We start from the raw sequence: 13,261 nt of genomic DNA on the forward strand, positions 1-13,261 counted from the left end.
CACTACTTCACGAAAAAGCCCGGATTTGCGTCCGGGCTTTTTTGTTGCTAATCCGTGCTGCTTACTGCTGCCGGGTCAAGCCCTGGATGAGGATGGTGCCCGGCGGATGCGGCCGGGGCGGCAGGCGCACGAGGCGCACATTAATCACCGGCGCGGCTCCGGGCGCGGTTTTAATGTCCAGCGCCTCAATATCCGCCGTGGCGATACGCAGTTTGGCATCTTCCAGCGGCAGCCCGTCCAGCTCGAAGCGCGCCGCGGCGGGCAGCTTCAGCCGCCGACGGATCTGCGCCTGGCTTCTGCTGCTCAGCCTGAGCCGGACCTCCTTCTTCAGCGTCAGCACCATGAGGCCGTGGGGCACCAGGCTGCGCCACCGCACCGGAGTGGCCAGCACGCTTCTGTACAGTTCAAAATTCTGAATGGCCTGGGGACCAATTGCCCGCAGGCCCCGGTCGCCGACGATGAGGCGCGCGTTCAGCAAGTACACCGGGAAATACTTCGGCACGAATACCGGCTGCAGCGCGGGCGGGTGGAACACCGAGTCGGGCTGCTGGGCCCGGGCGGGCAGGGCCAGCAGAGCCGCGACGAGGCCGGGCAGCAGCGCGGAGCGTAATGGTGAGTGGGGCATACGTCAGCGGGCTGGAATGGAAGGTACGCGGTAGATGCATGGCCGCCCGGTTTTGCACACGGCCGCCGGTCCCGCCGCCCCGGCTACTCCCCGCCGTACTTGCTTTTGCCCGAGCCGCCGGCGTCCATGCGCACGATGCGGGGCTGGAAGGAGCCGAGCACGTCGACCAGGTCGCGCTGGTGGTCCATCACCTGGTGAATGTCCTTGTAGGCCATCGGTGCCTCGTCGAGGCCGCCGCCGATCAGCTCCACGCCCTGGTCGCGCAGCAGGCGGCGCAGCTCTCCTTCGCTGACCTGCTGCTTGGCCTGGGTGCGCGAGAGGCGCCGCCCCGCCCCGTGCGCGGCCGACTGAATGGAATCCCGCTCGCCCCGGCCGCGTACGATGAAGCCCGGGGCCGTCATTGAGCCGGGAATGACGCCCAGCACGCCCCGGCCGGCCGGCGTGGCACCCTTGCGGTGCACCACGGCCTGGCGGCCGTCGGCCAACTCCTCCTTCCAGGCGAAGTTGTGGTGGTTTTCCACTGTGGCCAGCACTTCCTGGCCCAGGGCCTTGCTCAGGCGGCGGTGAATGTCGCGGTGGCAGGCCGAGGCGTAGTCGCCGGCCAGATTCATGGCCGCCCAGTACTCCTGGCCCTCGGCGGTATCGAGGTCGAGCCAAGCCAGGTAGCGGGCTTCGGGCGGCAGGGGGCGGCGGTTCATGGCCAGCTTGGTGTAGTGCTGGGCAATGGCCGCCCCCAGCCCGCGGGAGCCGCTGTGCGAAAGCAGCCCCAGGTACTGGCCCAGCGGCAGGTTCAGGTCGTTGTCCTCGGCGGTGATGTCGACGATGCCCCACTCCACGAAGTGGTTGCCGGAGCCGGAGGAGCCCAGCTGCGCAATGGCCGCCTCGCGCTTGCCGCGCACCACCGCAATTTCCCGGAACTCGGGGCGGTCGAGAATGGGGTCGTCGGCGGGCGTCTTGAACACCTCCTTGTTGCCGAAGCGGGTGTGGTTGTGCAACAGCTTTTTCAGCTCGTCGCGGCGCTGCTCCAGGTAGCGCGGCGGCACGTCGAACACCGACAGGGCCATGCGGCAGCCGATGTCCATGCCTACCCCGTACGGAATAACCGCGTTGTCGACGGCCAGCACCCCGCCGATGGGCAGGCCGTAGCCCTGGTGGGCGTCGGGCATGAGCGCCCCGTCGATGGTAATGGGCAGCTGCATGGCCGTGTCCATCTGCCGCCGCGCCCCGTCCTCGATAAACGAGTCGCCGTAGCGGCGGTAATCCTTCACGTCGGGGCTCAGGCGCACCTCGCGGCTGGGCTGGGGCACCAGCTCCTGGGCCAGGGGCCGCCAAGTGGAGTCGCGCACGTACTTAAACGGGTCTTCCTTGATGTCGCGCAGCAGGGCCAGGGCACTGCCCTTGTCGAGGCGGCGCAGCTCGCGCTGGGCGAGGATGTCGAGGGCCAGGCTGATGTGCTTGTCGTCGGTGAAGCCGAGCTGGCGCAAATCTTTGCCGTGGAGCTTGGTGGTGTTCTTGGCCATGGGGCGGGCGGGAGGAAGGTTGGTACCCGGTGTAGCGCAGCGGCACGGGCGCGGGTTACGGTGGAGGTAGCCAGCGCGCCGCTGGCCGCACGTTCTGCTCGTCCTGAACTGGCATATATTTCTTGCCATGACCAATTATTTATGCCACCTACTGGCATAAATAATTCTTGGCGGGCTTTTATCTATGCCAGCAGGCGGCATAAATTTTCATCGTTCACCAGTTATTTATGCCAGTATGGCCCGAGGTGCCCGCTTCTCCGATTCGCTGTTGCAGCGCATACGACGATATTTTGGCCTGGATCAGCACGAAATGGCCATGTGGCTGGGCCTGACGCAGCCGCAGCTCAGCCGCTACGAATCCGGCGACCGGGCCATGCCCATAGAGGTAGACATGGACCTGGAACCCTGGCGCGTCCAACTGCCCGCCGAACCGCTCACAACGCCCGCGTACGGACCGCCGCAACGCGGCCCCCTCGAAGCCCGCCTTAATTATTGCCAGCACCACGCCCGGCGCCTGCGGTGGCAGCTGCGGCCGCTCGAAGAACAGGCGGTTCTGGCGGCCCGCCTGGCAGCCGCCCTGCCCCATCTGCGCGCTGCCCTGCCACCCGACCCTGGCCCTGAAGCTAACCCTGACCCGGTCACTGACTGGCCGGGGGTGCTCAACCAACACCGGCACCGCTGGCTCAGCCACCGTCGCACGACCCTGCTGCCCGGGCAGAGCGCCCAGTACCAGCTGTGGCGCCTGCAGGCCGAAGCCCTCGAAACCGAAGCCGCCGCGCTGCGGGAGCTGCTGAAAACGGCCGTGGAGTGAGCACGCAAAAACGCCCGCCCCAGGGCGGGGCGGGCGTGGTCAGGCCGGGCCGTAGCGCGGGCTTTAGCCCGCGTCCGTTGGCTCGTTGTCCGGACCGTATCAGGCCAAAGCGCAAGGAAGCAGGCCCGCACGCTGCATGGCCCCATCAGCCTTTGCAGCCGGGGACGTTCAACGGACGCGGGCTAAAGCCCGCGCTACGGCTCGGGCAGGCGGAACATCACGTCGGTGCGCAGCACGTACTTCACGCCCTCCTCCACGGTGCGGCCCAGGTGGTAGAGGCCGTGCTCGAACACCAGCAGGCGGCCCTGCCGGGGCCACACCCGCAGCTGGCGGAAAGCGGTGTCGCCGCCGCGGAAGTTGTCGTTCAGGTACACCATGAAGGTGAGCAGACTGGCCTCGGTGGGGCTGCGCACGAAGCTCTGGTCGTAGTGCCCGCGGAACTGCTGGCCGCGGCCGTAGCGGTAGAAGCGGAACAGCTCGTTGAGCCCCAGGGCCGTGCTACGGCCTAGCTCGGCCGGCACAAAGTCCTGGGCCCGCTGCCACAGCTGCTGGGCCAGCTCCTCGCTGCGGTGGAAGGCGCGGCTGTTGTTGCGCACGGCGGGCATGAGTCGGGCGCCCTTGGTCGTGTTGATTTTGGCCGCCTCGTAGCCCAGCTGCTCGCTCAGGTCCATGTACTGCAGGCACTCCTGCCGGCTCAGAAAGTCGTCGACGGTAAAGATGGATTCGGTTAGCTGGGTACGGGTCATCGGTGAAATGGTGATTGGTGATTAGGCAAAAGGAACGTCATCCTGACGAAGGAAGGACCTTCCTCGCCCCCTGCACCACCTGACAAGCGCAGCCACAGCCGCCCATCTTCCGGGCCGCAGTGGCTGCGCTTCGGTCGTTCTGGTTGATTGGCCTCGGCGCGTTGCTGTCAGCGGTGGTGCGGGGTTTGAGCAAGGTCCTTCCTTCGTCAGGATGACGTTCCTTTTGACTGATTCACCCCATCACCCAACCACCCTCAAGCCTACTCCCCGCCGCCGTCCATGCGCACGATTTTCGGGGTGAAGGTGCCCAGCACGTCCACCAGGTCGTGCTGGCTTTGCATCACCTGGTGGATGTCCTTGTAGGCCATCGGCGCCTCGTCGAGGCCACCGCCGATCAGCTCCACGCCGTGCTGGCGCAGGTGGCGGCGCACCTCAGCTTCGCCCAGCTCCTTTTTGGCCTGGGTGCGCGACAGCAGCCGCCCCGCCCCGTGTGAGGCCGAGCCCAGGGACTCGGCTACCCCGCGGCCCCGCACAATGAAGCCGGGGGCCGTCATCGAGCCGGGAATGACGCCCAGCACGCCCTGGCCGGCCGGCGTGGCGCCCTTGCGGTGCACTACCACCTCGCGGCCGTCGGCCAGGCGCTCCTTCCAGGCGAAGTTGTGGTGGTTTTCCACCTTGGTCAGGGGCCGCTCGCCCAGGGCCCGGGCCACGCGCTGGTGAATCTGCTGGTGGCAGGCCGAGGCGTAGTCGCCGGCCAGGCTCATGGCGGCCCAGTACTCCTGCCCCAGCTCCGCGTCGAGGTTCAGCCAGGCCAGGTGCTGGGCTTCCGAGGGCAGCTGGCAGGTTTCGCGGGCCAGCTTGGTGTAGTGCTGGGCCACGGCCGCCCCCAGCCCGCGGGAGCCGCTGTGCGACAATAGCCCCAGATACTGGCCCGCCGGCACGCCCAGCTCGGGCGCGGGCGCGGTGATGTCGACAATGCCAAACTCCACGAAGTGGTTGCCGGAGCCGGAAGTGCCGATTTGCTGCGCGGCCGTCGCCTGCTTGTTGCGCAGGAAGGGAATCGAGTTGAACTCGTCGCGCTCCAGCACTTCGTGGCCCAGCTTCTGGCCGGGGCGAAACCCTTCGCGGTTGCCGAAGCGGGTGGTAGCGAGCAGCACATTGCGCAGCTCCTGCACCCACTGCGTGATAAACTGGGGCGGCAGCGGGAAGATGGACAAGGCCATGCGGCAGCCGATATCCACGCCCACGGCGTAGGGAATCACGGCGTTATCCGTCGCCAGTACCCCGCCGATGGGCAAGCCGTAGCCGTAGTGGGCATCGGGCATCAGGGCCCCGGCCACCGTCACGGGCAGCTTCATGGCCGTTTCCATCTGGTGAATGGCCGTGGCCTCCACGTGCTCGGCGCCGTAGAGGGCGTAGGGCTTGCGCTGGGTGAGGGCAATGTGGCGCGTGGGCGCGGGCAACAGCGCGGCCGCCGTGTGGCTCCAGTCGAGGTCGGTGAGGAAGTTGCCGGGGTCGGAAAGAATGAGTTTGAGCAGCGCCAGCTGGTCGGTTTGGGACAGGCGCTTGAGGTGCTTGCGCTGCAGCTGGGCCAGCGCCAGCCCGATGGCCCGACCCTCCGGGAAACCCAGGTGGCGAAGGTCGTTGCCGCGTAATTGATTGGCCATAACGGTCGGTGCGACGGTGTCGCGGAAAGTTGAAGAAAAGCGTCGCCGGACGTAGCGCCGACGGTATAGTCGGCGCTGGTGCGGAACGCAACAAGGTGGTGCGGCGTAGCGCGGGCTTTAGCCCGCGTCCACCGGGGCATCATGCGCCTGGCATCATTCGAATAAACGCGGGCTAAACCGCAGGAAGGCGTAGCCAAGCCCGCGCTACAGCCGGAGCAACAGACGGTTCGCGCACTGTGGGATACGCCTGGCGGCGTACTACCCGACGTGGCAGGTCGAAGTAGCGCGGACCTACGGCATCCGGCCGCATGGGCGGGCTGGTTTGGGCAAGGGCAACCGGTGAGCAGCTTCAGATTCAATGTTCAGTCGAAGGAATGCTGCCCGACGACACCTTGCCCGCCCCACCCCGGAGGGGGCAACGGGGCGCGCCGCCTTCGATAGTACTGCGCCCTAACCACTAGGCCACCGTTTCCGCCGGAAACGGGAGGGATTCGAACCCCCGACCTCAGTATAACCCGACGAAGTAGGGCGGCGCTACGGCACCACTCAGAAAAACCAGCTGCTGACCGGGGCAACGGGCGCGAGGCGCTGCCGACGCACGGGTGAGGTGCGTCGCCGGCCGCGGCAGCAGCCGGCTGCGGGGGTCGAACCCGCTCAACCCGAAGGTCTCGCCGAAGTAACGCCTCCCTACGACACCCGGTAAGCAGTAAAAACCAATCCATCGGGGCGAAAGGGCGCCCAGCCCGCTATCCTGCTCTAACCGACTGAGCTACCGCCGGCTCTTGCCGACCGACGGGCGGGAATCGAACCCGCGACCCGGGCATTAAAAGTGCGAAGTAAGGCTGAGCTACGGCACCCGATGGAAAAACTGCCCCCGCACGGGGCAACAAGCGAAACAGCGCGGTGCCCTACCACTGGCGACTTTCCCGGGTGAAAAAAGCGGCGGGAAAGGCGGGATTCGAACCCGCAACTCGTGAATCGACGAAGTAGCGCGGTTTCGACGGCACCCAATGCGGGGTTATATGTTGAGCCGGAGCGGGGCAACAGGCGGAGCGCCCTTTTTTATAGCGCGTCTACCAATTTCGCCACCAGTCGCCTCGCGGCAACCGGGCAGGACTCGAACCTGCAAGCCTTGCGGCACTAGCTCCCAAAGCGAAGGAATGCGCTCCTACGGCACCCGTCTGGCTCGGTGATTCAAAAAATTCGCCGGGGTAAACAAACGACGCGCGCAACGTGCGGCTAAATAGCCGTTCTGCTCTACCAGCTGAGCTATTTCCCGCAGCAGTAAGCTGCTGCCGGGAAAACAAGAATCGAACTTGTGACCCGAAGGAACGCGCGTCTACGACACCCGGCGAGGGTATCAAAAGCAAGGGCAACAAGCGGGGCAGCGTGGATATTTCCCTCTTGAATCAAAATCAAGCGAAGTAGCGCGGCGCCAACGGCACCCTGCCGTGTGTTGTTTATACTGTTCTCGACCATCCGACCGGCAGGGCAACCAGCGCGGGGCGCGTGCGGGAGTCGAACCCGATGGGGCCGCCGAAACGGCCGCTCATTTCTACCAGACGAAGTAACGCCCCGCTACGGCACCTGCCGAGTTGGCGGTTGAGAACCTGAAACTTGTTTACGTGAGCTGCATGAGAGTGGAGAGTTGAAAAGGTCTAGGTCAAAGCCGATTCGAAGGCCCGCAACGTAGCGTGCGGGGGCTTGGGGTCGAAGACGGCGAAGTCGATGCGGCGGAAGCGGCTCCGGACGCCGGGCTCTTGCAGGGCCTCGGCAAACAACTGGGCCACCTGGGCCGGCTCGTTGCCGAAAACCCCGCAGCCCCAGGCCCCGAGCACCAGGGCCTCGCAGCCGTGGCGGGCTGCCGCCGCCAGCACCAGCCGGATGCGGCGCTGCATGGTGGGCACCAGCTCCGGCAGCAGCTCGGGGCTGTTGCGGCGCAGAGCCCCGGCATTCACCGCCGGCGCCGTGACGACGTCGATGCGGTAGGGCTCTTCCAGCCAGCGGCCGGCGTCGTCGCGGATGACGGGCACGCCGGGCGAGTAGATGAAATAGTCGCTGTAGAGGCCGTTGAGGTGGGCGTTATGCTCATACATCTCGCGAAACTGCGCAATGCACGGGTACAGCCCCGAGGAGCGGGCCAGGCTTTCTTCCTGGGCCTGGCTGCCGCCCAGAAAGCCCCCGCCGGGGTTGCGGGCCGAAGCAAAGTTCAGCACGCCCACGCGGCCGAATTCGCGGCCCAGGGCCTGGGCGGCTTCCAGGGTGGTGGCCTGGTACACGCGCAGCTCGGCGGGGGCCGCATCGGTCGGGGCCGCTGCAAGTTCCTGCCCCAGCGCGTCGGCGTCCGCCGGCCGGTAGAGCAGGCTGCCGTGATGGGCAGCGTGTTGCCAGGCCTCGATACTGACTTCCCGGCCATTGCTGGTCGGGTAGCGGCCCTGTTGCAGGGCATCGAGGGTGAGGCGGGCCAGTTGTTGACGGTTTTCGCGGTTCATTGGGGCAGGTGGGTTTGCAGGCAGGCGCCGGGGCGGGTACGATGGTTCGGGCAAGCGTAAAGCAGAATAGCTCCGGGCGCGGGGCGCGGCGGCCCAGTTGCCGCCGCGCCGTACCCCGCTGGGGTTAGTTGCTGATTCGGGGTAGTTATTGCGGTAATGGTCAGTCGATAGGCTAAGAGGCAAGGCCGGCGGCAAAGCAGCGCACGAGCATCGAGGGGGCGGATAGAGCTAAACCGGGCTAAGCGAATGACGGGTAAGAATGGGCACGTAAGCAGACGGCTTTGCTGCCGGGGTTTTGATGGGTAGGGGTTTCGTCAGGATGTCGAGCCCGTCGAGACATCTCGCGTGCTGACGTGCTGATTCTACCGTTCGGACCGGAAGTCCTACAGCGCAATTCCCTCGATTTCATCCAGCGCGGTGCCGCCGTCTTCCAGGGCCTGGAGCACGTCGAACACTTTGTCGGACCAGCCGGCAATGAGCGCCACGCCGTCCGGCTCGCGCACGTCCAGCGGGGCGTGCCCGTGGCCGGCCAAATCGAACAGGTACAGGCGGGCCTGCGGGGCCACCGTGCGGCGGTACTGGCGCCAGGCTTTGGCCAGGTCGTTGCCGTCGCCGGTGCTGTTCCAGAGCTGGCAGTCGGTGAAAATCATCACCTTGTCCACCCGCTCGTTGTGGCGCGTCAGGTCCTCCACCACCAAGTGGCCGTTGGTGCTGTAGCCCACCTCGCCTTCGCGGCGGTACAGCTCCTGCACGTTGCCGAGCACCTGGGTTTGCGGCAAGGCCACGCGCTTCCAGATGTTGCCGAACATGCCGGTTACCACGTTCTGGCAGCGGCGCTGCAACAGCATCCCGAGCACCAGGCCCACGTCGTAGAGCAGGACCTTGCTGCGGGCCGAAACCGGCTGCTGCATGGAGCCCGACACGTCGCAGGCCACGACCACGCGGGTGTCGGCCCCGAAGCCGCGCAGGTTCTGCGCCGAGTGGCTGATGGCCGTTTCCAGCGCCGTGAGCAAGCCTGCCACGTGACCGGAGCGCACCCCGAGCACTTCGCGGTAGGCCGCCAGGAAGCGGAAGGGCAGCTGCTTGCTGCGCGCCACCGCCCGCTCGTCGGTGAGGGCGGCCGTCAGCTGCGCCACGGCCCCGGCCGAAACCTCGGCTTCGAGGATGTTGCGCAGGTTGCGCAGCAAGGCCATGTAGCCCAGCTTGCCGCTGCCAATCAGCTCCTCCCACTTCTCACGGAAGGCCGTCTGCCGGTCCGCGTCGGAAGCAAAAGCCTGCTGGCCCAGGGCCGACAGCTCCGTCTCCCAGGTGTAGGGCGTGGGCAGCTCGCCGCGCACCAGCTGGTCGAACAGGGCCTGCTGCTCGGGGCTTTTGGCCTGCGGGTGCACCAGGAACAGGGCGTCGCGCAGGCGCACCTGGCCGGCGCGGTCGTACTTGGCCAGCTGGTAGCCGTCGAAGCGGTTGAAAGCCAGGGCCAGGCCCTTCTGCAGCTGCTTGGAGAGGCGGTTCAGCTGCTTCTGCCCCTGGCGCTGGTTGGCCAGGGCGTAGAAGGCCAGCAGCTCGGTAATCTCGTCGGCGCGCTGCACCACGCGGGCCACCAGGCGGCTCACCAGGTTGTCGCCGCGGTGCACCTGGGCCAGCTCCACGCACAGCACCAGGGGCACGGTGCGCAGGTACATCTTTTCGCGGGCGTACACGGCCAGCTGGGCCACGAAGAGCGGGTCGTTCTGGGCCACCAGCTCGCGCAGGCGCTGCAGGCGGGTATCGGCTTTTTCGTAAAACTGGTCGCTGAGCGCGGCCGTAGCCACGGCGGCGTACAGCTCCAGCTGGGGCGTGAGGGAGTAGGCAGCCGCCCCTTCGTGGTTCACCACGTCGGCCGGCTTGTTTTTGCGGAAGCTAAAGTTGAAGCGCATGGCTGCTTGTTAGTTTCTGGTTGCTGGTTTCGATAGACCGGTCATCCTCCGACAACCAGAAACTATCAACTGAAAACCAGCAACTCTTTTTTCAGGCCAGCCGGGGCATTCCGTTGGCTGACATTCTTCCCGTTCTGCCAGCCGGCAACGTGCGCGGAATGCCCCGGGGGCCTTTATGGAAGTCCGCCGACGGTATCAGCGGAGTGGTTTATCGGGTGGTCGATTACCCAAACAGGTGCTTGGGAATCACCAGGCGGTTGTCGGCGGCCCAGCGCTGCACCCAGCTCAGCTCCTCCTCGTTGAGGCGGCGGTTGAGCAGGCCCCGGGCTTGCACCACGGTGCGGTTGGCCTGCACTTCCAGCGTGAGGGCCCGGGAGCCATCGAAGGTGAGCGAGAAGATGCCGCTGCGCCCGCGCCGGCAGGCGTCGAGGTAAGAGGCCACGCAGTGCCGCAGGGCGCGGCCCTCGTCGATCAGCTCCCAGTAGCTCAGCAGCTGGGTGATGCGCACCTTGCACTTGCTGCCGCCGGCAAAGTTTTGCACGGCCATTGGCTCCCAGGTGGCACTCAGCGCCGGCTCGGCGTCGGGCTTGCGGTGCTCCTGCTTGGCCAGCTGCCGGTGCCACTGCGCCGTCTGCGCCAGCAGGCTCGGCATCGAGCGGCCCTTCAGGGAGAAGCCCGGCTGCGGGGGCTCGTCGCCGATGCCCACACTGCGCTTGCGGTGAATCCAGTCGCACACCGGGCCAAGCTGGTAGGGGTCGACCATGGGGCTGGCGGCGAAGAACTCCACCACCCGCAGCCAAAACTCGTCGTCCGGCTCCAGGCGGCGGCCCAGGCGGGAGTCGAGCACCGGTCCGAGCCACTCCGCGGGCAGCTCGCGGGCGGCGAGCTGGGCGTAGCGCAGGGCCTGCAGGAAGGTGTAGCCCGCCGGCGCCTGGCGCAGGTGGTGCTCCACCTTGCGGGTGAGCTTCACCGGCAGCCCGCGGAAGGTGCGCAGCGCGGCGCCCCGCCCGAGGCAGACGGTCAAATCGGCGATGTTGACGCCCCCGTCGTGGAGGCGGCCGCTGGTCCAGGAGTTGAGAATCCAGGCCGGCACGTCGCCGTATTTATCGAAGAGGTGGCGCACCAGACTTTCCAGCTGCCGAAACGGATTGCGGGAGCGGGGCTGCCAGTCGGCCAGCTCGCGGCAGCGGTGGCGCCAGAACGCGGCCACGGCCGCCAGCGCCGGCGCCAGCTCGGCGCGCCACAGCAGGGTGCTGCGCTTGGCGGCCAGTCCCCGCAGCAGGGCGGCGCACTGGTCGCGCTGCTGCCAGGTTTTGTCGTGGGCGCAGTGGCGGTAAAACTCGCTTAGCACGGAGTTTTCGCCGAAGTGGGCGTCGACGACCGGCAGCGGGCCGTGGACGCTGAACAGGTGCTCGACCTGCTCGGCGGGCGACATGCGGCGCCAGTCGAAGCGCCGGGCCGCGGCTAATACGATACGAGCTTGTTGGGCTTGCCAGGCGGCGTGTGGTAGGGGTTTGAGGCGGTTGGCCATTGTGCGGCAGTACTGCCCCGGCAAGGGCGGGTACTGGTTAGGATTTCAGACGAGGATTCATGGGCCTTGGAGGTGGGATTATGGAGCAGGAGTCTGAACGATTCGTACATGGCTGGTGCTTGGAAAAAGGACGTGAAGTTTTGGTCGGCAATTCACGCGGAATTAATTGCCGGAGCGCGGATATTTATTGCGGAAATAATTCAGGCAATATTTCCCTGGGCGACGAATTATAACGCCGCAAAACCAGAAATTAATTACCAGAAATCAGGCCCGAGGAACAGCCATCGGGCGCGGGGAGTGTTGCCGGAGTTAGCCGCGTTTTCGGGCGGCGGATTGCGGGCAACTGCCCAGCCGGATGCCCTCACGCCACTGCGGCACGAGGACCTGCAGGCAGGCGGCGGGACGGCGTTGGGCGTTGAGGTTCGACATCATGGCAGTAACGAATTAGCAAGCAGATGAAAAACAAAACGCCCGAATCTGGTGGGATTCGGGCGTTTCACTTGGGGGAAGCTTCTATCAGTAGAGCTTCACTCCGTGGTGTGCGCGCCGAACCCCGGCTGGACCTTATCCGCCTGCGGGCTGCTGGGCATCTCTAGGTACGAGGGGTTAATGTGGCGAAACATGGCGGGTGAAGTCGGTAGTTCGTTTGTTGTTTTGGGCTTTGAACGGGTCAAAGGTAGAAAGGTTATTTTTCACCTACCAAATATTTCAAGAAAAATTTTTAAATATTTTTTCGATCATTTAATCAACCCAGCATACGGCGCTAATCGTAGCGCTGATTTCTTCTACCACGCTCTGCTTTTCGCCGCATTATCTACCCTCGGATAATAACCAGCCTCCGTGGCCGGGCATTTTCGCTTATGTATCTTTAAGCGGCTTTTCCGACTCTACCCGGCGTGATGATAATTGACAAAATAGCCTGGCTGCACCTGCCCGAGGGCAAGGCCCTGCTGGCCCGCAGCCGCGGCCAGGATAGGTTTTACTTTCCCGGCGGCAAGCGCGAAGCGGGCGAAACCGACGAGCAGGCCCTGCTGCGCGAAATCGAGGAGGAGCTGACGGTGCACCTGCGCCCCGACACGCTGCAGTTTCTGGGTGCCTTCGAGGCGCCGGCCCACGGGCAGCCCGCGGGCACGCTGCTGCGCATGCGCTGCTACGCGGCCGAGTATGAGGGCACGCTGCAGCCCGCGGCCGAAATCGAGGAAATGGCCTGGCTCACGTACCACGACCGGCCCCGCGTGTCGGCCATGGCCCAGCAGCTGTTCGACTGGCTGCGGCAGCAGGGCCGCCTGGCCGATTAACCCGCGCCGCCGATGGATGAATCTACCGCTTACGAGCTGACGTTTGCGCTGCCCATGCTCGGTGGGCGCCGCGTCAGCCTGCAGTTGCTGACCGGGGCGCGCTGGCGGGACGGCCTGCGCACGGCGGCACCCACTGGCCAGCAGTTGACGGATGAGGATTACCGGCTGACTTTGTATGCCACGCCCGACGGCCGCTGCTACGGCGAAGTCGCCCACTACGAGCCGGTGGATTTGGAAACCGACTGGGATGAGGGCCTCAACGAAGAGTGGCACTGGGTAACGGCTGATACCTCCGGCTACCTCTTCCGCACGGTGGAGGAGGCTCAGGCTGCCTGGCACCACGTGCGCATCAGGTGGCACCGCGACACCGCCCCGCTCGGCTACGTACGCCTGACGCCCGCCGAGCGCACTGCGTTGCTGCACGGCCAGACCACCACGCGCCTGCCCGAGCAGTATGCCAGTCACGACGGGTGGGAGAGCGTGCAGCTGCCCGATGGGCGGGTGCTGCTCACCAACCCGCACCGCCGCGACAAAGCCCACGCCAGCCTCTATAACGACCACGCGGATTATCTGCGCGACAAGCAGGACTACGAGGATTTCCTGGCCTACGTCGACCAGTTAGACGGCTAAGTCCGCGGCCGGCCTGCTCCGCCCTCCT

General features: G+C 65.9%; 11 protein-coding genes. 3 read left to right on the forward strand and 8 right to left on the reverse strand.

The window, feature by feature from the left end:
• Positions 1–61 precede the first annotated feature (61 nt).
• Both EJV47_RS20805 and EJV47_RS20810 read right to left on the reverse strand, forming a co-directional pair.
• Complete coding sequence (locus tag EJV47_RS20805; RefSeq protein WP_126695134.1) at positions 62–625, reverse strand: hypothetical protein; 564 nt, start codon at positions 623–625, stop codon at positions 62–64.
• Positions 626–708: 83 nt separating this feature from the next.
• On the reverse strand, positions 709–2,145 hold the full coding sequence (locus EJV47_RS20810) for an RtcB family protein (protein ID WP_126695135.1): 1,437 nt from the start codon (positions 2,143–2,145) through the stop codon (positions 709–711).
• 235 nt (positions 2,146–2,380) lie between these two features.
• Between EJV47_RS20810 and EJV47_RS20815 the strand changes: the two genes are divergently transcribed.
• Positions 2,381–2,956 carry a helix-turn-helix domain-containing protein gene (locus tag EJV47_RS20815; RefSeq protein ID WP_126695136.1) on the forward strand — a complete coding sequence of 192 codons (576 nt, stop codon included), beginning with the start codon at positions 2,381–2,383 and terminating at the stop codon, positions 2,954–2,956.
• A gap of 194 nt (positions 2,957–3,150) precedes the next feature.
• Here the strand turns inward: EJV47_RS20815 and EJV47_RS20820 are convergent, their stop codons facing one another.
• From EJV47_RS20820 to EJV47_RS28940, 6 genes are all read right to left on the reverse strand, one after another.
• A complete protein-coding gene (locus EJV47_RS20820) occupies positions 3,151–3,702 on the reverse strand; it encodes a 2OG-Fe(II) oxygenase (RefSeq protein ID WP_126695137.1) in 552 nt (183 codons plus the stop codon).
• 260 nt (positions 3,703–3,962) lie between these two features.
• The gene (locus EJV47_RS20825) at positions 3,963–5,369 is read right to left on the reverse strand and encodes an RtcB family protein (RefSeq protein ID WP_126695138.1); all 1,407 of its coding nucleotides are present in this window, start codon (positions 5,367–5,369) and stop codon (positions 3,963–3,965) included.
• Positions 5,370–7,027: 1,658 nt separating this feature from the next.
• The gene (locus EJV47_RS20830) at positions 7,028–7,861 is read right to left on the reverse strand and encodes a TIGR02452 family protein (RefSeq protein ID WP_126695139.1); all 834 of its coding nucleotides are present in this window, start codon (positions 7,859–7,861) and stop codon (positions 7,028–7,030) included.
• 383 nt (positions 7,862–8,244) lie between these two features.
• Positions 8,245–9,774, reverse strand: a complete 1,530-nt coding sequence (locus EJV47_RS20835; protein ID WP_126695140.1) for a TROVE domain-containing protein — start codon at positions 9,772–9,774, stop codon at positions 8,245–8,247.
• 223 nt (positions 9,775–9,997) lie between these two features.
• Positions 9,998–11,305, reverse strand: coding sequence for a PcfJ domain-containing protein (locus EJV47_RS20840; RefSeq protein WP_126695141.1), 1,308 nt, complete (start codon positions 11,303–11,305; stop codon positions 9,998–10,000).
• 309 nt (positions 11,306–11,614) lie between these two features.
• Complete coding sequence (locus tag EJV47_RS28940; protein WP_279389069.1) at positions 11,615–11,737, reverse strand: hypothetical protein; 123 nt, start codon at positions 11,735–11,737, stop codon at positions 11,615–11,617.
• Between the two features lie 467 nt (positions 11,738–12,204).
• Between EJV47_RS28940 and EJV47_RS20845 the strand changes: the two genes are divergently transcribed.
• Positions 12,205–12,603 (forward strand): NUDIX hydrolase, encoded by a 399-nt coding sequence (locus tag EJV47_RS20845; RefSeq protein ID WP_126695221.1) that lies wholly within the window; start codon positions 12,205–12,207, stop codon positions 12,601–12,603.
• Positions 12,604–12,615: 12 nt separating this feature from the next.
• The gene (locus tag EJV47_RS20850) at positions 12,616–13,233 is read left to right on the forward strand and encodes a hypothetical protein (protein ID WP_126695142.1); all 618 of its coding nucleotides are present in this window, start codon (positions 12,616–12,618) and stop codon (positions 13,231–13,233) included.
• Positions 13,234–13,261: the final 28 nt, after the last annotated feature.

Origin of the sequence: Hymenobacter gummosus, assembly GCF_003970915.1 — a bacterium.
GTDB classification, from domain to species: Bacteria; Bacteroidota; Bacteroidia; order Cytophagales; family Hymenobacteraceae; genus Solirubrum; species Solirubrum gummosum.

Bases quoted from the DNA above. Each gene is read 5' to 3' on its own strand.
- EJV47_RS20805 (WP_126695134.1), bottom strand. From the start codon at position 625: ATGCCCCACTCACCATTACGCTCCGCGCTGCTGCCCGGCCTCGTCGCG.
- EJV47_RS20810 (WP_126695135.1), bottom strand. From the start codon at position 2,145: ATGGCCAAGAACACCACCAAGCTCCACGGCAAAGATTTGCGCCAGCTC.
- EJV47_RS20815 (WP_126695136.1), top strand. From the start codon at position 2,381: ATGGCCCGAGGTGCCCGCTTCTCCGATTCGCTGTTGCAGCGCATACGA.
- EJV47_RS20820 (WP_126695137.1), bottom strand. From the start codon at position 3,702: ATGACCCGTACCCAGCTAACCGAATCCATCTTTACCGTCGACGACTTT.
- EJV47_RS20825 (WP_126695138.1), bottom strand. From the start codon at position 5,369: ATGGCCAATCAATTACGCGGCAACGACCTTCGCCACCTGGGTTTCCCG.
- EJV47_RS20830 (WP_126695139.1), bottom strand. From the start codon at position 7,861: ATGAACCGCGAAAACCGTCAACAACTGGCCCGCCTCACCCTCGATGCC.
- EJV47_RS20835 (WP_126695140.1), bottom strand. From the start codon at position 9,774: ATGCGCTTCAACTTTAGCTTCCGCAAAAACAAGCCGGCCGACGTGGTG.
- EJV47_RS20840 (WP_126695141.1), bottom strand. From the start codon at position 11,305: ATGGCCAACCGCCTCAAACCCCTACCACACGCCGCCTGGCAAGCCCAA.
- EJV47_RS28940 (WP_279389069.1), bottom strand. From the start codon at position 11,737: ATGATGTCGAACCTCAACGCCCAACGCCGTCCCGCCGCCTGCCTGCAG.
- EJV47_RS20845 (WP_126695221.1), top strand. From the start codon at position 12,205: ATGATAATTGACAAAATAGCCTGGCTGCACCTGCCCGAGGGCAAGGCC.
- EJV47_RS20850 (WP_126695142.1), top strand. From the start codon at position 12,616: ATGGATGAATCTACCGCTTACGAGCTGACGTTTGCGCTGCCCATGCTC.